This window comes from Agarivorans sp. B2Z047, assembly GCF_023373605.1.
In the GTDB taxonomy this organism is placed as follows: Bacteria; Pseudomonadota; Gammaproteobacteria; order Enterobacterales; family Celerinatantimonadaceae; genus Agarivorans; species Agarivorans albus.
In genome coordinates this window covers 2,912,935-2,937,544 of record NZ_CP088080.1, presented here as the reverse complement: position 1 = coordinate 2,937,544, position 24,610 = coordinate 2,912,935, and the positions used below count along the sequence as shown (strand labels likewise).

Here is a 24,610-nt window from a genome sequence, read left to right as displayed (position 1 = left end):
CTGCTATTTAAAGTACAACGAAAGGGATAGCTATGGCAGCGTATCGCTGGCAACAAGGGGACACCGTATACAACTTTGGCTCACTAGCCGAGCTAATGGCAAAGGCTACTCCAGAGCGCTCGGGCGATATTCTTGCGGGTGTGAGTGCAGAAACTGCCGAGCAGCGTGTTGTAGCGCAAATGACATTAGCTAACTTGCCTTTAAAAACCTTTCTAAACGAAGTGTTGGTTCCCTATGAAACTGACGAGATTACCCGGCTAATTATTGATAGCCACGATAGCGTGGCATTTGCGCCCATCGCACATATGACCGTTGGGGATTTTCGCAATTGGTTATTAAGTGACGAAGCAGACGCCGAAGCACTAGCGGCGCTCCGGCCTGGGCTTAGCCCAGAAATGGTTGCAGCAGTAAGCAAGATAATGCGTAACCAAGATTTAATCTTGGTAGCGAAGAAGTGTCGTGTAATCACGGCGTTTCGTAACACTGTTGGATTAGAAAGTCGACTATCTACTCGTTTACAGCCTAATCACCCAACAGACTCTTTAGATGGCATTGCCGCGACAATTTTTGATGGCTTAATGTATGGCAATGGTGACGCCGTAATAGGTATTAACCCAGCCACTGATAATGTTCCGCAAACTATCAAGCTTCTAAACTTTTTAGACGAAGTCATTCAGCATTATCAAATTCCAACCCAGTCTTGTGTATTGACTCATGTGACAAACACCATAGAAACCATAGATAAAGGCGCGCCTGTTGATCTGGTTTTTCAATCCATTGGCGGAACACAAGGCACCAATGACACCTTTGGTGTGAATCTCAATGTGCTACAAGAAGCTCAAGACGCCGCATTGTCGTTAAAGCGCGGAACCGTTGGCAATAACGTGATGTACTTTGAAACCGGCCAGGGAACGTCGTTATCGGCAAATGCTTTTTTTGGGGTTGATCAGCAAACCTGCGAAGCCAGGGCTTATGCAGTAGCACGCCACTTCGATCCGTTTTTGGTGAATACGGTTGTGGGCTTTATTGGCCCTGAATATCTGTTTGATGGTAAACAAATAATTCGAGCTGGTTTAGAAGACCACTTTTGTGGCAAGTTGCTTGGCCTACCGATGGGATGTGACATTTGCTACACCAACCATGCTTATGCCGATCAAAATGACATGGACAATTTGCTTACATTGCTCGGGGTGGCAGGTTGCTCGTTTATTATGGGCATTCCTGGTTCTGACGATATTATGCTTAATTATCAAACTACCTCCTTTCACGATGCGCTTTATGCTCGCAAAGTGCTCGGCTTAAAACCTGCTCCAGAGTTTGAGACATGGTTAAGTAACATGGATATATTTAGTGACGTAGAGAAAGTACAACTAAATCAAAATCTTGCCCAAGCATTTAGCTCGCCTATCTCCTTAGTTGAGAAAAATGAACTATGAGTAAGCCTTCTACAACATCAAGCGGCAAGGCTATTGGTTTAGTTACCGAAAATCCTTGGCAGGCTTTAAAGCAGTTTACGTCGGCGCGTATTGCGCTTGGACGCGCTGGAACCAGTATTCCCACTCAACAGCTACTACCTTTTCAACTGGACCATGCTCGTGCGATAGACGCGGTGCATAAGGCCTTAGCTGTAGAAAGTCTTATAGAGCAGCTACAAGCTTCATCGGCTGTTCAAACGCATACAAAACATGCTCCCATGGTAGTAAGCAGCAAAGCTAATGATCGAATGACCTATCTACAGCGCCCCGATCTTGGCCGCCAACTCTGCGAAGCCTCGTGGCAAAGTTTGCTAGAGCATCGAGAGAAAAGTAGTCAAGAGTATGACTTAGCTATTGTTGTAGCCGATGGGCTTTCTTCAACCGCGATTCAACACCATGCTGCGCCAGTGATAGAAAGTTTGGTGACCAAGTTAACTAAGGATGATAAATACCCTTGGTCTTTAGCACCTTTAATCATTGTCAAACAAGGGCGTGTGGCGGTTGGAGATGATGTAGGTGAGTGCCTAAAGGCTAAAATCACCCTAATTTTAATTGGCGAGCGTCCCGGCCTTACATCGCCTGACAGCATGGGTATTTATATTACTTGGAACCCTAAACGCGGCGCTAAAGATTCAAGCAGAAACTGCATTTCCAACATACGCCCAGAAGGCCTTTGTTATGAAGAGGCTAGCCATAAAGCCTTTTACTTATTAACCGAGTCAATGAAAACTAAATGTACTGGCATAGGTTTAAAAGACCGTTCATTGGTGGTTGAAGACAGTACAAATCTCGAATCTAATCCCAAAAGCCAATTTCTAGTGTCGGCTGCCAAAGATAAATAATCTAGGGCCTGTTGATCTTCGCTGATGGTTTTTGCAGCGATTTCTTAGCCATTTAGGCAAGGCAGTGAGTGTGCAGTTAAGTGGGCTTAATAATCACTCGCTAACGCTGAATAAATGGCTAAAAAATGCTGCCTGAAAGGTTCGGATAAGCGAACTTTACTCCTTGTTAAGCCCTTATTGCTTAGCCCACTAGGCTTCTAAGTGCTTACCGCGATTAAAGCCCGCTTATCTCGAACAAAATTTCAACATTAAAGATCAACAGACCCTAGTTAATCCCAAGACTTAGTCAGCCAATTTCTGGCAACTAGTGATTGTTAATTGATGAACTTTATAAGTTATATTGATAATATTAATTATTAACTGAGTGTTTTGGCTTATTTAGGAACAAATTCTCTATGTCTTTTAAAACTTTATATCAATTCGCTGTGCTGCTGAGCTTAGCTTGTTTTAGTTTATTTGCACTAGCAAGTGGTGAGCAGCAAATCGCCTCAGCTTTTAAGAACAAAGTCAGTGATTTGCAGGTTAATAGCTCAGGTTACGTTGTAAGAGTATTAGCGGATGACGAACAGGGTTCACGCCATCAACGATTTATTCTTAAGTTAAACAATGGCCAAACCCTGTTGGTTGCTCACAATATCGATTTAGCCCCGCGCCTCAAAAACCTAAGAGTAGGGGATAAGGTAGAGTTTTTCGGTGAGTACGAATGGAACAATAAGGGTGGAGTAATTCATTGGACTCATCATGATCCTGCAGGTCGCCACATCGACGGTTGGTTAAAGCATCGCGGTGTGCAATACGATTAAGACCACTGGCATAGAGAACTGATTATTATTAAACAAGGAAGCGTTGTATATTTAAGCAGTATTGTAAAAAGTGTGGTGAAGAGACCTATCACAAAGAGTTAATGAAGCAAAAACCGTCTAAATATGGCACTAGCAAAACTGAACAGTTTAAAGCGTTTATGGAAGGCTTTTTTGGTGGTACTGCAAGTGCGGTTGGCGCCTCTTTAGATTTGTTAGACCGCTACATAGTATGCCAACAATGTGGCTGCAAAACCTTACATAATAAGGGTGTATAGTTTCAATAAGGCAATAAACAAAGAGCGCTTAAGCGCTCTTTTTTATAAGAAGGTAAGTGGTTAAACGCCAAACTCTGCTTTTATCTGCTCTAGCCAACCAGCCATTCGTTCTGCATGTAACTCACTCTGGTTGTCGTTATCTAGCACTAGCCCTGCAAATTTACCGTTGTCTAACAAGGCTGATGAATCATCAAACTCGTAGCCCTCTGCTGGCCATTCGCCAACGAGATCTGCGCCGGTTTCTGCGATGGCGTCGTAAAGCTCACCTAATCCATCTACAAACTCGCTAGCGTAGTTTACTTGGTCGCCTAAACCAAACAACGCGACTTTTATGCCGGAGAAATCTGCAACTTCTAATTGAGGTAAAAACTCGTCCCAGCTTTCTGCTTGGCAATCTGCGGCTAGTCCGGGTAGTTGGCCTTCGCCTAAAGTTGGGGTGCCTAGGATTAACATTTTGTAACTGCTTAGGGTGTCGATATCAACGCGATTAATATTCAGCGGTTTGTCGCTAAGATCAGCGCCTAATTGCTGATGAATTTGCTTAGCAATTTTTCGTGTTGTTCCGGTGTCTGTCCCAAAAAAGATTCCTACATCTGCCATGATAGTACTCCTTAAATAGCTGGCTTATATAGCTTAATGCAAGATGTAATCCACTAAATATATTACGCAATTACAATGACTTATGATTTTCGCTTATTGTTTTTGTTATAAATACAACAGAGCTATTGTTGAAGATTGTTTGTTTTAAGACGAAGCGAGCAGATGAATAGAAGCAAATAAGCAATAAGTTGTTAGCTTATTGCTTATTTGATTTAGATCTAGGCTCTGGTCTGTTGCTTAATCATCATCGTCTTCATCCTCGTCTATTGGCGGCTTCCATGTGATAGGCCGATAAACTTCTATTCGGTCTCCTGCAACCAACTGACTTTCTAAGGTTACAAATTTGCCGAATACTCCGACTTTTTGTTTATCCAGTTGTATTTCCGGGCATAAATCTAAGATGCCTGAATGATGCAAGGCGTTAATCACGCTGCTTTCTTCTACCACTTCTACATTAATGCAAAGTTGCTGCTGAGGGGTGGCGTAGGCAATGCTCACTAACATAGTAACCTCCTATTGCTGAACGCTAACTTTGGCGGAGCAAACTGCTGCTGGTTTCGCTCTGTTTTCTAGTTTTTGCTGGATGAGTCTATGCAGGCTAAGCAATCCACCAAGAACTAAAAATCCACCAGGCGGTAAAATTACTAACAGCAGCCCTCGGTAATCAGGGATTATCGTGAACTCTATGGCTTTGAAAGCGGGGCCTAACAATATGTGGGCGTCGGCAAATAAGGTGCCTGAGCCGATAATCTCCCGTACACCACCTAAAAACACTAATACCCAGGTAAAACCAATGCCCATTGCGAAACCATCTATTATTGCAGGTACTGGTGCCTGTTTGCTGGCGAAGGATTCTACTCGGCCCAAAATGGCGCAGTTGGTGACAATAAGCGGAATAAAAAGGCCTAATACTTTATGTAGGGGATGAACCCAAGCATTCAATAACATATCGGTAATGGTTACCAAGGTGGCTATCATTAAAATGTTTATTGGGATGCGCACCGCACGGCTAACATAGTTTTTGCTTAGGGCGCTGATCAAGTTTGCCATTACCATCACCACCAAACTCGCTAAGCCAAGGCCTAAACCGTTGGTCGCGCTAGACGTTACCGCCAACAACGGACAAAGAGCTAAACACTGGCCAAGTACCACATTGTTATTCCATAAACCGTCGGCAATGATGTTTTTGTATTTACTCATGCCTTCTCTCCCTGTTTTAACTCTAAATCCTTTAAAGCTTGATGCACTGCGTTCACGACTGCGCGCGGCGTAATGGTAGCACCGGTAAATTGATCAAACTCTCCACCGTCCTTTTTTACGGCCCATGCCTTTTTTGAAGTATTACTCAGGCTTTTTTGGTTAAAACTTAAAATCCAAGGATGTTTAGCTACTTCAATTTTGTCGCCAAGACCGGGTGTTTCGCTATGGCTTAATACACGAACGCCTAAGATAGCGAGAGATGCGTCTACACCAACTAATAAGTTAATTGGGCCAGCGTAGCCTTTGGCAGTAACTTGCACTACGTAACCGCTGGTTTGGCCTTGTTGGTCTAGCGCGTTGTAAACGGTGTAGCTTCGCTGCTCTACTTCAAAAGGGTGCTCTGTAGCTAATAAGGCATTTTGGTAGTAAGAACTTGGCATGACTAAATCGATAGCCGCCAGCTTGTCTTCGTTTACTCGCTGGGCGATTACAGGCGCTGTAATTGTGTTTAAACCCAACAACAGTGCGCTAGAGAGGCCCACAGCAACGGCTAACGAAATAGATTGGTAGATACTGCTGTTAATATGTTTTTCAACGCAAGGTAAGGTCATGATTAAGCTCCTTTGCTGCGTTTAAATAATGATTGGCTGCCAAATATTTTTGGCCTCAAATAGTGGTCGATTACTGGTGTACCTGCATTCATGATTAGCACCGCAAATGCTACGCCTTCTGGGTAGCTACCAAAGCTACGAATTAGCCAAATAAGTAAGCCACAACCAGCACCAAACAGTATTTGGCCTCGAGGGCTAGTGGGTGAGGTGACAAGATCGGTAGCAATGAAAAAGGCCGCTAACATGGCTCCACCAGAAAGCAAATGTGCTAATCCCGAGGCAAAGTCTTGAGGGTGCAGCCAGTGCGCAATACTTGCAGGAATAGTTAAGCCAAGAAGCAACGCGCAGGGTATATAAGGGCGAATGATGCCGCGCCAAATTAAAAACAGCCCGCCTAAGGCTATAAACAAGGCGCTTGTTTCTCCTAAGCTGCCAGCATGTTCACCAAACAGTAGCCCCTTCCATTCAACGATTTGATTTAAATCAGCGAGAGGGGTTGCCGAGCTTACGCCGTCTATGCCTAGCCATTGTTGACTAAATATTAAGCCGTCAGAACCAACGCTTGGGATACTAATAGCTTGCCAGTTAGTCAGCTCTATTGGAAAACAGATTAACAGCATTACACGACCTAACATGGCGGGATTAAAAGGGTTATGGCCAAGACCGCCGTAAACATGTTTACCAATCACGATGGCAAATATGCAACCAAAGCTGGCCACCCACCAAGGGGTACTGGCAGGTAAACTCATCGCCAGTAGCAGCGCGGTTAGCAGTGACGAACCATCTATACTGCTTAACCAATTTTTACCTTGTAGTTGCAGGCAAACTATTTCGCTAAGCCATGCACTAATGCAGCAACTAACAATGACTAATGCAGCAGGCAAGCCAAAAATCCATACCCCATATAAAGCCGCTGGACTAAGAGCGAGCACTACCAAATACATAATGTTAGTAGTGGATAAGCCCGAGTGGGTATGTGGTGCTGCTATTGGGTTGTTTATAGCCATTAGCTTTCTCCTTGAGTACTGCGGGAACGAGCAGGGCGTTTACGTTTAGCTGCTTTGGCTGCTTTTTTTGCCGCTGCTTCGCGGGCTAAGCGTTGTTGACGTGCCTCGGTAAGTTGGCGGGCTAAGTTTGATTTCTGCATCATGCTACGTTGTGCGTTGATGTTTGATTTAGCGTGCTGGAAATACTGCACGAGAGGAATGCTAGAAGGGCAAATGTAACTGCACGCACCACACAATAGGCAGGAGTCTAAGCCAAATTCTTGTGCGCCTTGCCAGTCATCATTATTGCTATGCGCAGCCATTTGAAAGGGCATTAAGCCCATTGGGCATACTTTTACGCAGTTACCACAGCGCACGCAGTCTTGGCTTTGCCGCTGGTTAATTTGCTCTTCGCTTAAGGCTAAAAGACCGCCGACACTTTTATCTATCGGCACAAAGGGCGATGGCAATACTTGTCCCATCATTGGGCCACCAGCGATCATTCTCTTCGCTTCGGCTTTTAGGCCGCCACATTCCGCAATAACTTGTGATACTAAGCTACCAATGGGCACGGTGATATTGGCTGGAGCTTCGATGGCATCGCCTGATACGGTGATCACGCGTTCGATCAGGGGGCGCTGATAACGCACTGCTTGGTAAACCGCTTTAGCTGTAGCAACGTTGTGAACCAATATGCCTTGAGCAGTACTTAACTGCCCAGGACCAATAGCAATACCAGTGACCGCTTTAATTAAATGACGCTCAGAGCCCATGGGGTAAAGGCTGGGCACAATTTTAAGGCTGGTCCCACTAAAGCCATCACTCGCTTGTTTAATGGCGTTAATGGCCTCTGGTTTGTTATCTTCAATCGCAATAATGGAGTTTGTAGCGCCAATGGCTTTTGCCATTACCTTAATCCCCGCGATGATCTCGGCAGCTTGTTCGCGCATAAGGCGATCATCACAGGTTAAGTAAGGTTCACATTCACCACCATTAATGAGCAAGGTATGTACCTTTGACTTACGGGCTAAGCGAAGCTTTATCCCGGTAGGAAAACCTGCTCCACCTAGGCCAACAATGCCAGCTTCGAGGACTCGTTCAACAATTTGTTCATGGCTAAGTTTTTGGTAGTCGCTTGGCGGGTAATCAATACCCCAGTGCTTGTCACCGTTATTGGCAATGACCAAGGTCTGGCTTTTTATTCCAGATGGGTGGCTACTTAAGTAGGGCTTTATGTCTACTACAGTGCCATTTACTGGTGAGTGTAAAGGCACCGTCATGTCGTTACTACCACGGGCGATAAGTTGGCCTTTAACTACAGTGTCACCAACAGCTACGAGGCTGTTAAGCATGGAGCCGTTGCGCTGTTGCATACCTAAGTACACCCGGTCTGGCACAAAGCCTTTGCTAATGTCTTGTTGCTGGGTAAGCTCTTTATAGCCCTTGGGGTGAACGCCACCGCTAAACGGTTTAGGTTTTAGATTAAACATAGTCACTCCTTAAGCCGTTTGAGGTTTTGGCCATTGCCAAGTATTAAGCTGTACTTGCTGGGCTTGCATGCTTAAACATCCCTGCGGGCAAGCTTTCTCGCACAAACGACAACCAGTACAAACCTGACTAATGACCGTGTGCATCTGTTTACTGGCGCCAACAATGGCATCAAAGGGACAGGCTTTAAAACAGCGAGTGCAGCCGCTGCATTGGCTTTCGTCTATATAAGCCACAACAGGCACAGCATCGGGATCGTTACTCACTTCTACGCCTAGTAAGTTGGCTATGCTGGCTGCAAGGCCATTTCCGCCTGGCGGGCAGCTGGTAGGAGCCAAGTTGCCTTTAACCATGGCCTCTGCTGCTTGACGACAGCCTGGTTCGCCACATTGACCACATTGGCCACCGGGTAGCATGGCTTCGAGTTCATCGACTCGGGGATCACCTTCTACTTTAAGTGCTTTAGAGGCCCAACCCAGCAATGCTCCAAGGCTTGCTCCTAGTAGGATTAGTAAAATGATTGATATAAAAATCATGGCTTTCTCCTATTAGTTCACTAAGCCGCTAAAACCTAAAAAGGCCATCGACAGTAATCCAGCGGTAATAAATGCTATCGGTAAGCCTGCAAACGCTGCTGGTACTTTGGCTAGTTTTAAGCGTTGGCGTAAGCCAGCAAATAACACGATCACTAAGCTAAAACCCGCAGCAGAACCAAAGGCATAACAAAGGGTTTGTAAAAAGTTCATGTTGTTTTGAACTACCAGTAAGGCAACGCCTAACACGGCGCAGTTGGTGGTAATAAGGGGCAGGAATATGCCTAAGGCTTGGTAAAGCTCGGGGCTATTTTTTTGAATAATCAGTTCGGTAAGTTGAACCACAGCAGCTATGACCAAAATGAGTACCAAAATTCGCATAACCTGAATGCCTAAGGGAGCAAGTAGCAGTGCTTCTATTAGCCAAGCGGCGATAGCCGCTAAGCACAATACAAAGGTAGTTGCTAAACCCATACCCAAGGCGCTATCGATTTTGTTTGATACCCCCATAAACGGACACAAACCAAGAAACTTGCCTAACACCACGTTGTTTACCACGGCAGTGCTAATAAAAATGAGAAGGTAGTCGGCCATCAAATACTCCACACAGTTGTACTACTAATGGCAGTACTGCATTGCATGTACCAAGTTGGTGAAATGAACCATATTGGGGAAAGAACCCGAGTAATACAGGGCTTTAGTCGCTTGTTGGCTGAGTTTCTAAGGGCAGTTTTAGGGTGACAAACACAACAATTTTAACTGATAGATTAGTTAAAATTGTTGTAAATCAAACAATGTTTATTCAGCCGACCCTTGTGGCACGTAGTGTCGCAGGGAGGAATGCCGCTTGCATTGTAGCTGTATGTTCAGCGATTAACTCAGCAATGCAAAGGATTGATTGAATGATGAATGAACTTAAATCTACTTTAGAGCAGGCCTTTGAAGATCTTGCTCCATTAAGTGAAAACCAAATCCTATCGCAATGCTTTAGTGTGTTAGAGCAAATGCCAATGGCTATGTCGGTAAGTGATTTAAACGCAAACTTTATGTTTGTGAATAAGCGGTTTGCCGAAATTACCGGATACGAGCAAAAGGATTTGATTGGAAAAAACCATTCTTTACTTAGTTATAAAACAACGCCAAAGGAGGTGTACCAAGGACTATGGGGCTGCATAAGTAGCGGAGGGAGTTGGCAAGGGCGTTTAGTTAATAAGAAGAAAAATGGTCAACGCTATCTTGCAGAGTTATCGATAACCGGCTTACGTAACCAGCAAGGCAATATTACCCACTATATGAGTGTTCATCGAGATATTAGTGAACGTCATCAGCAACAAACTATAGCGGCTAATCAAAAGTTAATGGTTGAAGCAGTGCTGAATACAGCGCCTGTTGCTATCGCCTTGCTCGACCAAAGTCATCAAGTTGTGCTAGATAACCTTTCTTACAAAACCTTGCGCAGTGATTTTAGCGATGAACCGGTAGCGATTGCTTTAAATCAGTCAAAAGGTAAACAGGAAGTTGATGGCTCGTTTAACGAAGGGCAGACTTTTAATGTTGAAGTAGGTAAGGGCAAGCGTAAACGCTGGTTTAGCTGTTGCGTATCTACTGTGAATATCAGCGGGTCTGAAGTTGATGATTATTTTGTACCTAAAGTTAGCCGCTACTTGGTTATTACCTTAAGTGAGGTAACCAAGGAACGGCGCCGTCAAGCTCAGCAACAGTTATCGGAGTTGCGCCGTTCCACCGAAGAGTCAGAAGCCTTACATAGTATGCAAGAGGCGCTGCATGCGGCAATTCATCAGATCCAAGGGCCAATCAACATGATTGATTCAGCCTTACAGATGTTTTGTGGTGTATCGAATAGTTGTGCCAGAACAGCCGCAATGCAAGCTGGTTTAGAAGCAGGCCATGCTGCAATTGCCCAACTAGAAAGCGCCTTACCGCGTAAACCCTACGAGGCAAGCCAGTCGGTAAACATTAATCAATTGGTGCATGAAGTGACCGAGTTATCCAGCGACCGTTTACTAAATCGCAGCATTACTATGCAACTAAGTTTAAACGGTACCTTGCCTTCGTTAACTGGACAGCCTTCTCGTATTCGAGTGGCCTTAAAACAGCTTATAGATAATGCGATAGAAGCTATCGATTATGGTAAGAAAACACGCCGTGAAATTGTTTGTAGCACCCAATTAGTCGATGACGAAATAGAAGTCACTGTCGAAGACAGTGGGCCAGGCATTAAAAAAGAGTTGCAGCTAAAGGTGTTTGAACCCTTCTACAGTACCAAACCAAACAATAACAGCGGATGTCGTGGTGTTGGTTTGAGCATTGTGCAGCAAGTAGTGAGTGAACACAGCGGTACCGTTCAGTACTTATCAACTTCATTAGGCGGCTGTAAAGCTCGCATCGTTCTTCCTCTTCGTAGCCGTAAGCGAGGTGAATAATGGACTATTCAACAAAACGCGAATCACATATCGCCGAGCAACACTTGGCAGCTTTGTACGACGTAAGCAGCGTATTAACTAATAGCTTGGATTACAAACAAAGTGTAAACAAAGTGCTGCAAGTGTTGCACGACAAAGCCATGTTACAACACGCAATGTTAGCGCTCATTGCCGAAAACGAGCAAATGCTTAGCGTCGATACAGTGCATACGCCGAATCATGCCAACGATAGTGTTGCTAAAAACATTCGTTATCGACCAGGCGAGGGCATCGTTGGTACGGTGTTAACACAGAAACAGCCTATTGTTTTAAGCAAGGTGTCTAACGATTTACGCTTTGCAGATAAACTTGATTTGTACGCATTAGATTTACCATTTATTGCGGTACCGATTAAGAAATCCAATGAAGTATTAGGCGTATTGGCTGCTCAACCACAAATAGATGCTCCAGAAAAACTAGCTTTGTTTACCCGGTTTTTGGAGATGACCGCAAACCTAATTGCAAAAAGTGTATTGCTTGCCAAAGACGTCGCCGTACAAACTGACCAATTGGAGGCTGAACGCGACAGGTTAAGACGCAAAGTAAGAAGCAACTACAGTATGGACAACATCGTTGGTCATTCTCGGGTAATGCGCCGAGTGTTTGAGCAAATTCGCTTAGTGTCTAAATGGGATAGCACGGTACTTATACGCGGTGAATCGGGCACCGGTAAAGAACTTATTGCTAATGCTATTCACTACAACTCGCCCAGAGCTACTGGGCCTTTTATTAAATTAAACTGCGCAGCCTTACCCGACAACTTGTTGGAGTCTGAGTTGTTTGGTCATGAAAAGGGCGCGTTCACCGGAGCGATAAAACAGCGCAAAGGCCGTTTTGAAATGGCTGATGGTGGCACTCTGTTTTTAGATGAAATTGGTGAAATTTCTTCAGCCTTTCAAGCCAAGTTATTGCGAGTATTACAGGAAGGTGAGTTTGAGCGGGTAGGTAGTACCCAAACCATTAACGTAGATGTGCGTATTTTGGCGGCAACAAATCGAAACCTAGAAGAAGAGGTTAAGCAAGATCGTTTTCGCGAAGATTTGTATTACCGACTAAATGTTATGCCTATGTTCCCGCCACCGCTGCGTGACAGGATTGAAGACTTACCCGACTTAGCTGAGTTTTTAATTGAAAAACTGGCTAAACAACAACGGCGTAAGCTACAGCTTACCGATGGCGCCATTCGTATGATGATGGCTTATGACTGGCCCGGTAATGTTCGTCAGTTGGAGAACCTGCTCGAACGCGCATCGGTGATGAGCGAAAGTGGGGTAATTGATCAAGATTTAATTGTTATCGATGGTTTAGATGGCCCTAAAATTAGTCCACGGCCAAGCATCGAAAAAGTTAACTTGGAAAGCCAGGAAATGGACGAGAGGGAGCGAGTTATTGCAGCCTTAGAGCAAGCTGGATGGGTGCAAGCTAAAGCTGCTCGCCTACTCAATATGACACCAAGGCAAATAGCTTATCGTATTCAAGTAATGAATATTAACGTTAGACAGCTTTAATGGAACAGCTGGCATTTAGCGATGTAACGGACCTATGCCAGTTTATGCAACAGCGGCTTAGCTATACAAATCAACAACAGCGTAAGCAAGCCGCTTTAAATGGCTTCTGGTGGAAAACTCCGGCTGAAACCTTGCGCGATGGTCATGGATTTTGTTATGACCTAGCCGCTTTTGCTCTTCATCATTTACAAGCCCTAGACCTATTAGAAACAAAACTCTTGTTTGTAGCTTGGGGAGATTTTGGCAAAGCCTCAAACTCTGGGCACTTCGTTAGCACTTTCCAACAGGACCAAGACTACTACTGTATCGACAATGGTTTTCTAAAAGGCCCGTTAAGTTTAGCGGGCCTACTAAAAACCGCCTCTAGGAATAGAGCGATTACAGTTTACAAATGGTTTTTGCCAAATGAAATTTGTTATCACCTTGGCTACCTAGGCATGAACAAATTTGTGAAAAACACATGTTAGCAAGGCTGTCGTGTTTCCAACAAACACGACAGTTAAACCCACACGTTTCAAGCAACTGGTTAATAAGTTACTGTAATTAAAAGAAAAGTTTTTTGGAATGGCCCTTGCAATAGCTACTTTATAGTAGTGTACAAGGAAGCTTTTCATGACAATACAACCACTTAAGCAAGCCAATGGAGAGAATCCGTTAAGCGCACAAGCCAGTAAACAAGCTGCTTTAGTAGCAAAACATCCGTGCTTTTCAAAAGAAGGCCATCAGTATGCCCGAATACATTTACCCGTAGCGCCTGCTTGTAATATTCAATGTAATTACTGTAATCGAAAATTTGATTGCAGTAATGAAACCCGACCCGGAGTCGTCTCTAAGTTGCTTTCTCCAGCAGCTGCGGTAAAGCGTTTTGTAAAAGTTAAACAGCATGTTCCAGAAACCCAAGTGGTAGGTATTGCAGGGCCGGGAGATCCTTTGGCCAATCCTAAGGCTACTTTCGCAAGTTTAAAAGCCATCGAGAAAGTCGGTTCTGAAGTTCATCTGTGTGTTTCTACTAATGGTTTGGCCTTAGCTGATCAACTTGAGTCGCTGATCGATGCTGGCGTTAGGCATTTAACCATTACCATTAACTGTATTGATGCTGATATTGGCCAACGTATATACCCTTGGGTGTATTTCAACCAACGCCGCTTGAGGGGTAGAGAAGCAGCGCAAACTTTAATTGATCGCCAATTACTGGGTTTAGAAGCGGCTATCAAGGCGGGGATGCTGGTAAAAGTTAATACGGTATTGATCCCTGGGATCAACGATTTTCATATTGAATCGCTGGCTAAAGAATTAGGTAGATATGGTGCCTTTATTCACAACATTATGCCGCTAATCTCTGATCCAGTACACGGTACTTACTTCGGTTTAATGGGTCAGCGAGAACCCACCAAGCAAGAGCTAAACTTTGCTAGGGAGCAAGCTGGTCAGAGTATGCAGCAAATGACTCATTGCCAGCAATGCCGCGCTGACGCTGTTGGTAAGTTAGGCCAAGACATAGATTTGGCTGCGCTCGAGAATAGTGAGCCAGCACAGGTAGCAAGGTCGATACAGGTTGCTGTTGCTAGTAGTAGTTTGAGCTTGATTGATCAGCATTTTGGCCACGCCACGCAGTTTTCTATGTATCGAGTAAGCGCAGACGAGATTACTCAGTTAGATGACTTTTCTTGGCAGCAGTATTGCCAAGGCAGTGAACAGTGCGATGACTCCGCAGTCAAAGATTTAAGCCAACTAAAACACGTCGACACAATCTTGTGTAGTCGAATTGGCCATGCTCCGCAGCAGGAATTGTCTGCAATGAACGTAAAAGCAAACACCGATTATGCCCTGCGGGATATACGGGGCGCTCTTGAAGACCTTCAACAGCAGTTAGCTGCGCAACTGGCAACCACAAGCAAATCTAGCTGTAGCATGGGGGAGTGTAGCTAATGGCCTTATCAATTACTAAATCATGTATAGCGTGTTATGCCTGTAAAGAAGTTTGCCCTAGTAAAGCCATTACCAGTGGCGATAAACAATTTGCGGTAATTGCACACCGCTGTGATGAGTGTGCAAACAATGTTAATGGTGCTCAATGTGCCCAAATCTGCCCTGTTGAAAACGCCATTGTTGATGCAAACGGTTGTGCGTTAAATCCACCGGGTTCGTTAACTGGTTTACCCCAAGAAGCCAACGTTATTGCCTTAAGTTAGGAGCGTTTATGGAAATACAAACTCTTCAAGAAACCACTAGTTTTATAGGTACAGAGTGGCAACAAGCTTTATCTCGGGTTTGCCCGCCAATGTCTATGCACAATAGAAATTGGTTTAAGTTGATCATTCATAGCCAATTGAACGGCCAAGCCGAACTGCCTTATGGTCTTGGCTTAGATAATGCCAGTTATATGGACTTAAAACGGGCAATTGCTAGTGACGATATTAGTAAACAAGAGCTTTTGTGGAAACAGCCTTTTAAAGCGGGTTTGCGTAAACGCGCTCAAGTACTAGAAGAAGTATTTGAACTACGCATGCAAGAACGCAACGAGCTAAGTGCGCTGCTATTTGCTCATTGCAACGACAAAGTGCCTTTTGCCTTTCAAATGGCAATTATTGTGGCCACTGCCTGTTTATCTCAATCGCATCTTTGGCATAGCTTAGGGCTGCGCAATCGTAGTGAACTTGGTGAATTACTTAAGTACAACTTTCCGTTATTACATCAGCAAAATACTAACAACATGCGCTGGAAACGTTTCTTTTACCGTCAGCTTTGCCAGCAAGGTGGGGACTACGTTTGCAGAGCACCAAGTTGTCAGGAATGTTCATCCTATTCCGAATGCTTTGTTGATTAAAACTGTTTCAAAGGGCTAATTTAATTAGCCCTTTTTTTTGTTTTAGGCCTTCGTTATATACCCAACAATACAGCGTAGTTTGTTAGCTTCGCTACAGCTATTAGTCACCTTACTTTGTTGCTTAACCCTAATGTTAACGGGCTTCTTAATGATATTTGTTGGTTGGCGTCGTGCTTGCAATAAGGTAACTAACGGTGCGTTTAGTTCGCATTTGTTCAATTTAACTGAGCGCCTAAAGGCGTTGTATAGGTGCGAATATGACCTTAAGAGAACTTAATCATACCAACCAACCACTGATGGGAAAAATTAAGCTTTGTAGTGAGCTAGGCCCATTTCTTAGTGATAAACGAATAAAACTTTTAGAGGCCATTACTGAATACGGTTCTCTAAGTGCAGCGGCTAAGTCTATTCCTATGTCTTATAAAGCAGCTTGGGATGCGCTAGATGCAATTAACAACTTATCTGAACATCCTTTGGTCATTAAAAAAAGTGGCGGTAAACATGGAGGCGGAACTCAGCTGACCGATTACGGAATCGGCCTGTTAAGTTTATACCGAGCCTTAGAGCTTGAGTATCAACAAGCTTTTGAACAATTGAAGCCGAAAATTAACGACCCCTGCGATGAGCAGCTAAACGTAGTTGAATTTAGACAACTAATGCGCCGTATGAGTTTGCGTTGCAGCGCAAGAAATCAACTACTTGGCCAAGTTGTGTTGATTGATAAAAAATCAGTTAACTGTTTGGTTAAAGTGGCAATAAGCCGCCAACTAACCGTTAACGCCTTACTGTCTATGGAATCTGTAGAAGAGCTAAATCTTACGTTAGGAAGCGAAGTATTGTGCTTGATAAAGGCCTCTCAAGTAAGCATTCGCAAAGGTGCAGATACCGCCAAAAGTAACACTAACCAATTTGTAGGGCGGGTTAGCCGTATAAATAAGGGGCCAGACAACTTGGATATTAGTGTCCAGCTAGCCGAACAAAAAAACTTATCCGCTATTGTTCCAAGCGTACTTGAGGAACAACTCGATATAAAAGAGCAGTATCAAGTAGCCGTCTCTTTTAGTGCATCCGCAGTCATTATTTGTAGTTATTGAACTCTAGGAAGTAGTAATGAAAAAAGCATTAAGCAAGTTATGTATTAGTTGGGTTTTACTGGTTGTAGCAACACTAAAGGTAACAAGCGTTCAAGCGGCAGAGATTAAAGTTGCTGTTGCCGCAAATTTCTATAAGCCTGTTTTGGCCTTGGTCGAACACTACCAAAAAGAAACCGGGCATCACGTTCAAGTGTCTGCTGGTTCAACGGGTAAGTTATACGCACAGATTAAAAATGGTGCGCCTTTCGAAGTGTTTTTAGCTGCTGACCAACAACGACCTAGTTTACTACTGGAAGAGAGATTGGCAGAGCCAAGTAGCCAGTTTACCTATGCCCTGGGGTCCTTGGTGCTGTGGTCGAACAACCCAGAGTTAGTTGATGACAAAGGTGAAATACTAAAAGAGGAATTAAAGCATATCGCTATTTGTAACCCCAAAACGGCTCCCTATGGGGCTGCCGCGGTTAGCGTAATGAAAAATCTTGGCGTTTACAACAAACTTGAGCCCAAATTTGTAGAGGGACAATCTGTTGGACAAACTTACCAACAAATTAGTTCTGGCGCAGTTGATCTGGGTTTTGTAGCGTTATCCCAAGTACTCGTTGATAAGCAGTTAAATGGCGGCTCGGTATGGTTAGTGCCAAATGAACTGTACTCACCAATTAAACAAGACGCAGTGTTACTCAAGCAAGGCAGTAACAATGCGGCCGCAAAACAATTTTTAGCTTATTTGCAAACAGAACAATCTAAGCAGCTAATTAGAGATTTTGGATACGACGTTAAGTAGCCAAATGGCAAAGGAGTGCTAAATGCCCGATATAACTGTGGTTTATCTAACGCTTAAGTTGGCCTGTGTTGTTACTTTGGTGTTATTGATTATTGCCACGCCTTTGGCGTGGTGGATGTCGCAAACTCAATCGTCTTTAAAGTCATTAATAGGTGCAATGTTCGCGTTGCCGCTAGTGCTACCGCCAACTGTATTGGGTTTTTATCTACTGCTGCTGCTTGGGCCAAACGGCCCCTTAGGCAGCTTATCTGAGCAACTAGGAGTAGGGCGATTGCCATTCACCTTCACCGGTATTGTGATTGCCTGCGTAGTGCATACATTGCCGTTTGTTGTGCAGCCCATGCAAAACGCTTTTGAAGCAATAGGTAAACGCCCCTTAGAAGTAGCTATGACATTACGTGCAAGTCCTTGGCGAGTGTTTTGGAAAGTCGCTTTTCCGCTTGCTAGACCAGGATTTTTTGCCGCTGCTATTTTGGGCTTTTGCCACACCATTGGAGAGTTTGGCGTAGTGCTTATGATCGGCGGCAATATTCCTGGTGAAACGCGAGTGATGTCGATAGAAATATATAACCATGTTGAGGCATTAGAATATGGTCAAGCGCATTGGTTAGCGGGCGGAATGTTGGTGTTTTCATTTGTTGCTTTGCTAATCATCTACAGCTTGAACGATTTTACTAAACAGAGGCTTAAACTATGTGCTTAGAATTGCAATTGCACAGCCAGCGTGATGACTTTACGTTGAACATTGAGCTTACTTTGCCACAAACCGGTGTATCTGCTTTGTTTGGACCTTCGGGTTCTGGTAAAACCTCGTGTTTACGCGCAATGGCTGGTTTAGATCGTTTTAGTGGCGGCTATTTTTCGGTTAATGGTGAGGTTTGGCAAGATGATAAGCAAGGGATCTATCTTGCTACTCATCAGAGAGAAATTGGCTATGTATTCCAAGAAGCCAGTTTATTTCCACATCTAAATGTAGAGCAAAACTTGTTGTTTGGTCACCGCTTAACACGTCCAGAAAAACGAAAAGTAAGTATTAGCGATACCTGTGAATTATTGAGTATTTCACATTTATTAACACGCAGACCCAGCTGTTTATCGGGGGGAGAACGCCAGCGTGTTGCAATTGCTAGAGCTTTGCTAAGTTCACCAAAGCTATTGTTAATGGACGAGCCGCTATCAGCACTAGATGCCACTCTAAAACAAGAGATCATTCCCTACTTGGAAAGACTACACCAGCAGCTTTCGATTCCGGTTGTATATGTAAGCCACGACTTAGAAGAGGTTAAACGTTTAGCCGATTATATGGTGTTTTTAGAACAAGGGCGGGTAAGTCAGCAAGCTTACTTAAGCAATTTAAACCTAGAACCGCAAGCGCGAACTCAGCAACATTACTTAAAGGCTGTATGAAAAATAAAAGAGTAGAGACGATTAAGAGTTGGTATTCGCGAGTGGATTTGAACCACCGACCCCTACCATGTCAAGGTAGTGCTCTAACCAACTGAGCTACGCGAATATCGTTTTAGATTTTGGTACAACCGAGTGGATTCGAACCACCGACCCCCACCATGTCAAGGTGGTGCTCTAACCAACTGAGCTACGGTTGTATTGTGAGGTTTTAGCCTACGGCGAGAAAGGTACTGTAACTGCAGGCATGCGTCAACTGCTGATAATGATTATGAGAACTGAATGTTCAATGATTAAACAGTGCTTCTGTAATTAGCATAAACAAATTCAAAAGCATGAAAAGATGTTGCTTTAAACTCACGTACAGCTATCGAGTATTTGCTTCCATTGTTTTACGTGTTTGCGGTTAGCTTGTTTAAATTCTATATGTATAGCGCTTGCGCGTGCTAACAGTTCGGCGTGTGACTGCTGCATTAGTGGAATCAAAGAATTTATAACAGCATTGGCACTTTGATCGAGCTCGGCAAGATAGTCTTGCACCTTTACCGCATAAACTTTAGTTAGAATATTACGTAAGATATCGTAATCAGCTTTGCTTTCTTGGCAGGAAAATTGACGAGCATTTAGTGCCATGGTGACCTTGTTAAGCCAAGCACTAGTTGCATTAAGCTCTTGAAGGAGAGCCAAAATAGTTACTCCTTTTTGCAGCTTTTCACTTAACCGAAGAAGTTGTTTCTTGTTTATGCTGTGGCTGGTGACTAGCTCACCATGTATGTGGCTCAACTCTGTTAAGTTTGTAGCAAGCGCGCGGTAGGAAGGAAGCGGATTTTTGCCAATAGCTTGTTGGCTAGACCACAAATGCCTAATGCTTAGCTCGTTAACCAAAAAGTTGTGCCAGTAAACATTAATTGCTGCACGCTTTGTATCGAGTATGTGCTGTAGCGAGGCTTTTAGCTGAGCATCTAGGTGGTTGTTGGCTAAGCAAGTTTGTAGCCCGGTTATCAAATCAATATGCCAAACCAGCGTGTAGTCGGCACTAGCATGTTTACCTAAGCTCGAATTTCTCTCGAAAACCAGTTGGTCTAATCCGCAGTGTTTAAGGGTAATGCTATCTAGCAGTGATAGTGATAACTCTGGCTCTTTTTTTAAGTAGTCCCGCCAATAAATTTGCGGAAGTGAAGGGGTTTGTTTCGGAGCCTTTATTGAAATGGAAAGCACTCTGTTTAACCTAGAGCTATAGTCTTGAAAAAGCCGCTCACTAAGCGGCTTTTGCCAATAAATTAGCCCATAAGAAAATGCACCTATACCAAGTGCTAATAATGAGTAAACAACAAGCTGTTTTTTGCTCATGCTTCCTTGTTTATTAAGTGAAGTTTGTCTGGGTTATTGCTCGCCCAAATTAGTCGCCAGCACAAACCAATAGCGCAGGCGGTTAGTGCTAGTACTATGGCTATCCAAAAACCGATCACTCCCATTGGCTCTTCGGTTAAATAATCGGTAAATGTAAGTATAGATCCAACACCTAAACCAATTGGCCAAAAACTAATTAGGGTAACGATTAAAATGAAACGAGTATCTTGGTACCCCCTAAGCGCACCGGCACAACATACCTGCATTGAATCTGATAGCTGATAGGTGGCCGCTAACAAGAACAGTGGGGCTGCAATGGCAGCTACGGTGGTGTTTTCTGTGTACCAAGCGATAATGTCGTGACGAAATACGATAGTTGCGGTAGCTATAAACAAGGTAATAATAATTGAAAGTATAATTCCGCTATAGGCGCATACTTGAGCTTTATCTAGCGACTTTTCACCCATAAAATTGCCAACACGAATAGTAAGCGCGATGCCAATGCTTAATGGCAACATAAATACCATTGAGGTGAAGTTAAGCGCTATCTGGTGAGCTGCCACAATGTCTGCGCCAAGTGGCGATAACAGCAAAGCAATCATAGAGAACAGCGTTACTTCAAAGAATATGGCGCCGCCAATTGGCAAACCTAATTTGAATATTCGCGATACGATTGGCCAATCAATCCCTTGATATCGTTCAAACAAGTTAAGCGGTAATAAGGTTTTACTTCTGGTGGCGTAAATCAGCATGGCTACAGCCATAAACCAATTAACCATTGCCGTGGCAACACCACAGCCAGCGCCACCGAGTTTTGGCATGCCAAACAAACCATTAATAAAGATGTAGTTAATTGGGATGTTTATTAGCAAGCCCATTATGCCAATGATCATAATGGCTTTTATGTTCGAACAGGCCTCGTTAACCCCTCGCAATACCTGGTATAAAGCAAAAGCAGGTAATCCAAAACTAACAAAATACAAGTATTGCTTTGTTAGACCAACTAACTGTTCTTCGACATCCATAATGTTAAATACATTAGGTGCAAACCATAAAATGGCCCAAGCAGCAGCGGCAAGAAACATCGAAATCACCAATGCTTGGCGAAATATGTTGCCGCCCTTATGAGCTTGTTTTGCACCAATTTGATAGGCAACTAGAGGCGTAACAGCCATTAATATGCCTTGTAGTAACAAAATAATTGGGTTAAAAAAGCTAGCGGCAACAGCCACAGCGGCTAAATCGGTAGGGCTTACCGAGCCTGCCATAATCGTATCAACAAAACTCATACCGGTTATGGTAAGTTGAGCAACTACAATTGGCCCTGCTAGCCGCAGTATGGCAAAACACTCTTTGGAAAATCGTTGTTTAAAACCCAGGAAAAAATGCTTCATGTTCACCGGAATTGTTCAGAATAAAAGAAAAGTAGTCAAAGTCGAGTTATCACCAGGATTCATGCAGCTCTGGGTTGATTTAGCGGATACCGAAGGCTTGAAAATAGGCGCTAGTGTGGCCGTAAACGGAACCTGTTTAACGGTGGTAAACATTAGCGAGCAAGGTGTTCAATTCGACTTGATTCAAGAAACGCTAAGTCTAACAAACTTAGGCACAATAAAAGAAGGGGATTTAGTAAATATTGAACGCGCAGCGAAGGTAGGGGACGAAATTGGTGGTCACCTTGTCTCTGGCCATATTCATAGTACTGCTAAAATAATTGAGTTGTTACCAACAGTGAACAACTTAGCTATTCATCTAGCCTTAGATAAGGCGTGGCGCGATTATGTTATCTATAAGGGCTTTGTGTGTGTTGATGGCGCTAGCTTAACGGTTGGAAAACTGAGTGAGCAGGGGTTCTGGCTGCACATTATTCCCGAAACCCTGCGGGTTACTACCCTAGGTGACAAGCAACTAGGTGATTTAGTGAATATTGAAATAGACAGCGCGACTCAGACAGCGATTGATACCATCAAAAACTTAGCAGTAAGCGGTGACTTAAAACGTTGGTTAAGTTAAAAGTACTGTTCGTCGTCGGCGTCTACAAAGGCCAATAATTTATCGTTGCTTTCATCAACCTGTAAACGACAATGTATTGGGTTACAACATACTCGACAGTCTTCATAAAAGTCTTGGTCACCGTTACTCGCATCCATAATAAGGGGAGTATGGTGACCGCAGGTTGGGCAAGAAATCATTTTTTCGACATAGTTTTTCATAACAACTACTCCAATATGTCCACTGTCTAATTATGGTTCAAATTGGTGAGAACAACGAGTATCAAGATCAATAAACCATAAGCTATTGAAGTTATCTGCTCAGACCTTTAATATTGCCCATCTTTTAAGTGCATTTAGTACTCAATTTTATCGACTAAATCATGTGATGTTTGGTAGGCATCACCACTGTATGAGCAAGGATAAATATGCCAGTTATTACTCTTCCTGACGGTAGTCAACGTCAATTCGAAAACCCAGTTTCAACTATGGATATCGCAGCCGATATCGGCCCAGGCTTAGCTAAAGCGTGTATTGCTGGCCGTGTAAACGGCGAACGTGTAGATGCCTGTGAACTTATATCTGAAGATGCTCAAGTAGCGATTATCACCGCTAAAGACGAAGATGGTTTAGAAATCATTCGTCACTCTTGTGCTCACTTATTGGGTCATGCCATTAAACAAATGTGGCCAGAAACTAAAATGGCTATTGGTCCTACTATTGATAATGGCTTTTACTACGATATCGATTTAGAGCATTCGCTTACTCAAGAAGATATTGAAAACCTCGAAAAACGTATGAAAGCACTGGCTAAAACTAACTACGATGTAGTTAAAAAGACAGTGCCTCTAGCGGAAGCAAAAGCGGTATTCGAACAACGCGAAGAACCATACAAGCTCGAGATTATCGAAGGTATTGAGGCAAGTGCCACTCCTGGGCTTTACCATCACGAAGAATACGTAGATATGTGTCGCGGTCCACACGTACCTAACATGAAGTTCTGTCATCATTTTAAATTGATGAAAGTAGCTGGGGCATATTGGCGTGGCGATAGCAAAAATAAAATGTTGCAACGTGTATATGGCACCGCATGGGCAGATAAAAAACAACTAGCTGCATACTTAAAACGTCTTGAAGAAGCCGCTAAGCGCGACCACCGTAAAATTGGTAAGCAGCTAGACCTTTACCACATGCAAGAAGAAGCACCAGGTATGGTGTTCTGGCATGACTCTGGTTGGACGATTTTCCGTCAGTTAGAAACGTATGTACGTGAGCAGTTAACTAAGTACGATTATCAAGAAGTAAAAGCACCGCAAATTATGGATCGTAGTTTGTGGGAGCAGTCTGGGCACTGGGATAAGTATTCAGACGCAATGTTTACTACGCAGTCAGAAAGCCGTGAATACGCTGTTAAGCCGATGAACTGTCCGGGTCATATTCAAATCTTTAACCAAGGTTTGAAGTCTTACCGTGATCTTCCATTGCGCATGGCTGAGTTTGGTTCTTGTCACCGTAACGAGCCATCTGGTTCATTACATGGTTTGATGCGTGTGCGTGGCTTTACCCAAGATGATGCGCACATCTTCTGTACTGAAGACCAAATTCAAGATGAAGTTGCTTCGTGTATCGACATGGTTTACGAAACATACAAAACCTTCGGCTTTGAAGAAATTGAAGTAAAACTCTCTACTCGCCCAGAGCAGCGAGTAGGTGACGACGAAACTTGGGATAAATCTGAAAAAGCCTTGGCTGATGCATTAACATCAAAAGGGATCGAATTTTCTTATTTGCCGGGAGAAGGTGCGTTTTACGGCCCTAAAATTGAGTTCACTCTTCACGACTGCCTAGATAGAGCATGGCAATGTGGTACTGTTCAGTTAGATTTCTCAATGCCAGGCCGTTTGTCTGCCTCATTTGTTGGAGAAGACAATGAGCGCCATGTACCGGTAATGATTCACCGCGCCATTTTAGGTTCACTTGAACGCTTTATTGGTATTTTGACAGAGGAATATTCTGGTTTCTTCCCAACTTGGTTAGCTCCTCGACAGGTTGTTGTCATGAATATTACTGATAAACAGGCTGATTTTGTCCATCAAGTAGTAAAAAAATTAAATAAACAGGGCATTAGAGCCATTGCGGACTTGAGAAATGAGAAGATAGGCTTTAAAATCCGTGAACATACTCTAAAGCGTATTCCTTATTTGTTAGTTGTCGGCGATAAAGAAGTCGAAAGTAATGAGGTTGCGGTTAGAACTCGTAAGGGTGATGACTTAGGCAAATTTGCAGTAGACAAGTTTGTTGAGCAAGTTAAGCAAGAAATCACCAATCGTGACAATAATTGTATTGAGGTATAAAT

The 24,610-nt window shown here is 43.6% G+C and carries 27 protein-coding genes and 2 tRNA genes; 16 read left to right on the top strand and 13 right to left on the bottom strand.

Annotated features, from left to right (window positions below):
- Positions 1–32: 32 nt before the first annotated feature.
- The 4 genes from LQZ07_RS13570 (at position 33) to LQZ07_RS13555 (ending at position 3,395) form a co-directional block, all read left to right on the top strand.
- A complete protein-coding gene (locus LQZ07_RS13570; RefSeq protein ID WP_152784838.1) occupies positions 33–1,436 on the top strand; it encodes an ethanolamine ammonia-lyase subunit EutB in 1,404 nt (467 codons plus the stop codon).
- Positions 1,433–2,317 (top strand): ethanolamine ammonia-lyase subunit EutC, encoded by an 885-nt coding sequence (eutC, locus tag LQZ07_RS13565; RefSeq protein ID WP_152784840.1) that lies wholly within the window; start codon positions 1,433–1,435, stop codon positions 2,315–2,317. The genes LQZ07_RS13570 and eutC overlap by 4 nt, the downstream gene beginning before the upstream one ends.
- Before the next feature lie 395 nt (positions 2,318–2,712).
- Complete coding sequence (locus LQZ07_RS13560) at positions 2,713–3,120, top strand: DUF3465 domain-containing protein (RefSeq protein ID WP_194164195.1); 408 nt, start codon at positions 2,713–2,715, stop codon at positions 3,118–3,120.
- A gap of 101 nt (positions 3,121–3,221) precedes the next feature.
- Positions 3,222–3,395 carry a hypothetical protein gene (locus LQZ07_RS13555; protein ID WP_194164196.1) on the top strand — a complete coding sequence of 58 codons (174 nt, stop codon included), beginning with the start codon at positions 3,222–3,224 and terminating at the stop codon, positions 3,393–3,395.
- 60 nt (positions 3,396–3,455) lie between these two features.
- On the opposite strand, the gene LQZ07_RS13550 is transcribed toward LQZ07_RS13555, so the two are convergent.
- From LQZ07_RS13550 to rsxA, 8 genes are all read right to left on the bottom strand, one after another.
- Positions 3,456–3,995 carry a flavodoxin gene (locus LQZ07_RS13550; RefSeq protein ID WP_016401533.1) on the bottom strand — a complete coding sequence of 180 codons (540 nt, stop codon included), beginning with the start codon at positions 3,993–3,995 and terminating at the stop codon, positions 3,456–3,458.
- Positions 3,996–4,232: 237 nt separating this feature from the next.
- Entirely contained in the window at positions 4,233–4,499 is a 267-nt protein-coding gene (locus tag LQZ07_RS13545) for an RnfH family protein (RefSeq protein WP_152784842.1), read from the bottom strand.
- 9 nt (positions 4,500–4,508) lie between these two features.
- Positions 4,509–5,195, bottom strand: a complete 687-nt coding sequence (locus tag LQZ07_RS13540) for an electron transport complex subunit E (protein ID WP_016401531.1) — start codon at positions 5,193–5,195, stop codon at positions 4,509–4,511.
- Entirely contained in the window at positions 5,192–5,806 is a 615-nt protein-coding gene (gene rsxG, locus LQZ07_RS13535) for an electron transport complex subunit RsxG (protein ID WP_152784844.1), read from the bottom strand. The genes LQZ07_RS13540 and rsxG overlap by 4 nt, the downstream gene beginning before the upstream one ends.
- A gap of 2 nt (positions 5,807–5,808) precedes the next feature.
- On the bottom strand, positions 5,809–6,813 hold the full coding sequence (locus LQZ07_RS13530; RefSeq protein ID WP_152784846.1) for an RnfABCDGE type electron transport complex subunit D: 1,005 nt from the start codon (positions 6,811–6,813) through the stop codon (positions 5,809–5,811).
- Positions 6,813–8,282 carry an electron transport complex subunit RsxC gene (rsxC, locus tag LQZ07_RS13525; protein ID WP_152784848.1) on the bottom strand — a complete coding sequence of 490 codons (1,470 nt, stop codon included), beginning with the start codon at positions 8,280–8,282 and terminating at the stop codon, positions 6,813–6,815. The genes LQZ07_RS13530 and rsxC overlap by 1 nt, the downstream gene beginning before the upstream one ends.
- 9 nt (positions 8,283–8,291) lie before the next feature.
- Positions 8,292–8,816, bottom strand: a complete 525-nt coding sequence (locus LQZ07_RS13520; protein WP_016401527.1) for an RnfABCDGE type electron transport complex subunit B — start codon at positions 8,814–8,816, stop codon at positions 8,292–8,294.
- A 12-nt stretch (positions 8,817–8,828) separates the two neighbouring features.
- On the bottom strand, positions 8,829–9,407 hold the full coding sequence (rsxA, locus tag LQZ07_RS13515) for an electron transport complex subunit RsxA (RefSeq protein WP_152784850.1): 579 nt from the start codon (positions 9,405–9,407) through the stop codon (positions 8,829–8,831).
- A gap of 308 nt (positions 9,408–9,715) precedes the next feature.
- On the opposite strand from rsxA, the gene nifL reads away from it, so the two are divergent.
- The 10 genes from nifL to modC all read left to right on the top strand — a co-directional run bounded on the left by nifL (position 9,716) and on the right by modC (position 18,916).
- Positions 9,716–11,257: a nitrogen fixation negative regulator NifL gene (gene nifL / locus LQZ07_RS13510; protein ID WP_152784852.1), complete on the top strand. Its 1,542-nt coding sequence runs from the start codon at positions 9,716–9,718 to the stop codon at positions 11,255–11,257.
- Positions 11,257–12,804 carry a nif-specific transcriptional activator NifA gene (nifA, locus tag LQZ07_RS13505; RefSeq protein ID WP_152784854.1) on the top strand — a complete coding sequence of 516 codons (1,548 nt, stop codon included), beginning with the start codon at positions 11,257–11,259 and terminating at the stop codon, positions 12,802–12,804. Before nifL ends, nifA begins: the two co-directional genes overlap by 1 nt.
- Positions 12,804–13,271, top strand: coding sequence for a transglutaminase-like domain-containing protein (locus LQZ07_RS13500; protein WP_152784856.1), 468 nt, complete (start codon positions 12,804–12,806; stop codon positions 13,269–13,271). Before nifA ends, LQZ07_RS13500 begins: the two co-directional genes overlap by 1 nt.
- Positions 13,272–13,416: 145 nt before the next feature.
- Positions 13,417–14,733 (top strand): nitrogenase cofactor biosynthesis protein NifB, encoded by a 1,317-nt coding sequence (nifB, locus tag LQZ07_RS13495; RefSeq protein WP_152784858.1) that lies wholly within the window; start codon positions 13,417–13,419, stop codon positions 14,731–14,733.
- Positions 14,733–14,996, top strand: coding sequence for a 4Fe-4S dicluster domain-containing protein (locus LQZ07_RS13490; protein ID WP_152784860.1), 264 nt, complete (start codon positions 14,733–14,735; stop codon positions 14,994–14,996). The genes nifB and LQZ07_RS13490 overlap by 1 nt, the downstream gene beginning before the upstream one ends.
- 8 nt (positions 14,997–15,004) lie before the next feature.
- Positions 15,005–15,631 (top strand): nitrogen fixation protein NifQ, encoded by a 627-nt coding sequence (locus tag LQZ07_RS13485; RefSeq protein ID WP_152784862.1) that lies wholly within the window; start codon positions 15,005–15,007, stop codon positions 15,629–15,631.
- Between the two features lie 257 nt (positions 15,632–15,888).
- Positions 15,889–16,725: a TOBE domain-containing protein gene (locus LQZ07_RS13480; protein WP_152784864.1), complete on the top strand. Its 837-nt coding sequence runs from the start codon at positions 15,889–15,891 to the stop codon at positions 16,723–16,725.
- 16 nt (positions 16,726–16,741) lie between these two features.
- Complete coding sequence (gene modA, locus LQZ07_RS13475) at positions 16,742–17,509, top strand: molybdate ABC transporter substrate-binding protein (protein WP_152784866.1); 768 nt, start codon at positions 16,742–16,744, stop codon at positions 17,507–17,509.
- Positions 17,510–17,531: 22 nt separating this feature from the next.
- Positions 17,532–18,212 (top strand): molybdate ABC transporter permease subunit, encoded by a 681-nt coding sequence (gene modB / locus LQZ07_RS13470; RefSeq protein ID WP_016401516.1) that lies wholly within the window; start codon positions 17,532–17,534, stop codon positions 18,210–18,212.
- Entirely contained in the window at positions 18,203–18,916 is a 714-nt protein-coding gene (gene modC, locus LQZ07_RS13465; RefSeq protein WP_152784868.1) for a molybdenum ABC transporter ATP-binding protein, read from the top strand. The genes modB and modC overlap by 10 nt, the downstream gene beginning before the upstream one ends.
- Positions 18,917–18,945: 29 nt before the next feature.
- Here modC and LQZ07_RS13460 read toward each other — a convergent pair.
- The 4 genes from LQZ07_RS13460 to LQZ07_RS13445 form a co-directional block, all read right to left on the bottom strand.
- Positions 18,946–19,022: transfer RNA gene (locus tag LQZ07_RS13460), tRNA-Val, on the bottom strand.
- 14 nt (positions 19,023–19,036) lie between these two features.
- Positions 19,037–19,113: transfer RNA gene (locus LQZ07_RS13455), tRNA-Val, on the bottom strand.
- Positions 19,114–19,270: 157 nt separating this feature from the next.
- On the bottom strand, positions 19,271–20,263 hold the full coding sequence (locus tag LQZ07_RS13450; RefSeq protein WP_152784870.1) for a DUF3080 family protein: 993 nt from the start codon (positions 20,261–20,263) through the stop codon (positions 19,271–19,273).
- A complete protein-coding gene (locus tag LQZ07_RS13445) occupies positions 20,260–21,657 on the bottom strand; it encodes an MATE family efflux transporter (RefSeq protein ID WP_051147601.1) in 1,398 nt (465 codons plus the stop codon). Before LQZ07_RS13445 ends, LQZ07_RS13450 begins: the two co-directional genes overlap by 4 nt.
- Between LQZ07_RS13445 and LQZ07_RS13440 the strand changes: the two genes are divergently transcribed.
- The gene (locus LQZ07_RS13440) at positions 21,656–22,276 is read left to right on the top strand and encodes a riboflavin synthase subunit alpha (protein WP_152784872.1); all 621 of its coding nucleotides are present in this window, start codon (positions 21,656–21,658) and stop codon (positions 22,274–22,276) included. The two genes, LQZ07_RS13445 and LQZ07_RS13440, sit on opposite strands and share 2 nt — an antisense overlap.
- On the opposite strand, the gene LQZ07_RS13435 is transcribed toward LQZ07_RS13440, so the two are convergent.
- On the bottom strand, positions 22,273–22,476 hold the full coding sequence (locus tag LQZ07_RS13435; RefSeq protein WP_152784874.1) for a CPXCG motif-containing cysteine-rich protein: 204 nt from the start codon (positions 22,474–22,476) through the stop codon (positions 22,273–22,275). The genes LQZ07_RS13440 and LQZ07_RS13435 overlap by 4 nt on opposite strands.
- Positions 22,477–22,682: 206 nt before the next feature.
- Here LQZ07_RS13435 and thrS point away from each other — a divergent pair, with 206 nt between their 5' ends.
- Entirely contained in the window at positions 22,683–24,608 is a 1,926-nt protein-coding gene (thrS, locus tag LQZ07_RS13430; RefSeq protein WP_152784876.1) for a threonine--tRNA ligase, read from the top strand.
- Positions 24,609–24,610: the final 2 nt, after the last annotated feature.

Bases quoted from the DNA above. Each gene is read 5' to 3' on its own strand.
- LQZ07_RS13570 (WP_152784838.1), top strand. From the start codon at position 33: ATGGCAGCGTATCGCTGGCAACAAGGGGACACCGTATACAACTTTGGC.
- eutC (WP_152784840.1), top strand. From the start codon at position 1,433: ATGAGTAAGCCTTCTACAACATCAAGCGGCAAGGCTATTGGTTTAGTT.
- LQZ07_RS13560 (WP_194164195.1), top strand. From the start codon at position 2,713: ATGTCTTTTAAAACTTTATATCAATTCGCTGTGCTGCTGAGCTTAGCT.
- LQZ07_RS13555 (WP_194164196.1), top strand. From the start codon at position 3,222: ATGAAGCAAAAACCGTCTAAATATGGCACTAGCAAAACTGAACAGTTT.
- LQZ07_RS13550 (WP_016401533.1), bottom strand. From the start codon at position 3,995: ATGGCAGATGTAGGAATCTTTTTTGGGACAGACACCGGAACAACACGA.
- LQZ07_RS13545 (WP_152784842.1), bottom strand. From the start codon at position 4,499: ATGTTAGTGAGCATTGCCTACGCCACCCCTCAGCAGCAACTTTGCATT.
- LQZ07_RS13540 (WP_016401531.1), bottom strand. From the start codon at position 5,195: ATGAGTAAATACAAAAACATCATTGCCGACGGTTTATGGAATAACAAT.
- rsxG (WP_152784844.1), bottom strand. From the start codon at position 5,806: ATGACCTTACCTTGCGTTGAAAAACATATTAACAGCAGTATCTACCAA.
- LQZ07_RS13530 (WP_152784846.1), bottom strand. From the start codon at position 6,813: ATGGCTATAAACAACCCAATAGCAGCACCACATACCCACTCGGGCTTA.
- rsxC (WP_152784848.1), bottom strand. From the start codon at position 8,282: ATGTTTAATCTAAAACCTAAACCGTTTAGCGGTGGCGTTCACCCCAAG.
- LQZ07_RS13520 (WP_016401527.1), bottom strand. From the start codon at position 8,816: ATGATTTTTATATCAATCATTTTACTAATCCTACTAGGAGCAAGCCTT.
- rsxA (WP_152784850.1), bottom strand. From the start codon at position 9,407: ATGGCCGACTACCTTCTCATTTTTATTAGCACTGCCGTGGTAAACAAC.
- nifL (WP_152784852.1), top strand. From the start codon at position 9,716: ATGATGAATGAACTTAAATCTACTTTAGAGCAGGCCTTTGAAGATCTT.
- nifA (WP_152784854.1), top strand. From the start codon at position 11,257: ATGGACTATTCAACAAAACGCGAATCACATATCGCCGAGCAACACTTG.
- LQZ07_RS13500 (WP_152784856.1), top strand. From the start codon at position 12,804: ATGGAACAGCTGGCATTTAGCGATGTAACGGACCTATGCCAGTTTATG.
- nifB (WP_152784858.1), top strand. From the start codon at position 13,417: ATGACAATACAACCACTTAAGCAAGCCAATGGAGAGAATCCGTTAAGC.
- LQZ07_RS13490 (WP_152784860.1), top strand. From the start codon at position 14,733: ATGGCCTTATCAATTACTAAATCATGTATAGCGTGTTATGCCTGTAAA.
- LQZ07_RS13485 (WP_152784862.1), top strand. From the start codon at position 15,005: ATGGAAATACAAACTCTTCAAGAAACCACTAGTTTTATAGGTACAGAG.
- LQZ07_RS13480 (WP_152784864.1), top strand. From the start codon at position 15,889: ATGACCTTAAGAGAACTTAATCATACCAACCAACCACTGATGGGAAAA.
- modA (WP_152784866.1), top strand. From the start codon at position 16,742: ATGAAAAAAGCATTAAGCAAGTTATGTATTAGTTGGGTTTTACTGGTT.
- modB (WP_016401516.1), top strand. From the start codon at position 17,532: ATGCCCGATATAACTGTGGTTTATCTAACGCTTAAGTTGGCCTGTGTT.
- modC (WP_152784868.1), top strand. From the start codon at position 18,203: ATGTGCTTAGAATTGCAATTGCACAGCCAGCGTGATGACTTTACGTTG.
- LQZ07_RS13450 (WP_152784870.1), bottom strand. From the start codon at position 20,263: ATGAGCAAAAAACAGCTTGTTGTTTACTCATTATTAGCACTTGGTATA.
- LQZ07_RS13440 (WP_152784872.1), top strand. From the start codon at position 21,656: ATGTTCACCGGAATTGTTCAGAATAAAAGAAAAGTAGTCAAAGTCGAG.
- LQZ07_RS13445 (WP_051147601.1), bottom strand. From the start codon at position 21,657: ATGAAGCATTTTTTCCTGGGTTTTAAACAACGATTTTCCAAAGAGTGT.
- LQZ07_RS13435 (WP_152784874.1), bottom strand. From the start codon at position 22,476: ATGAAAAACTATGTCGAAAAAATGATTTCTTGCCCAACCTGCGGTCAC.
- thrS (WP_152784876.1), top strand. From the start codon at position 22,683: ATGCCAGTTATTACTCTTCCTGACGGTAGTCAACGTCAATTCGAAAAC.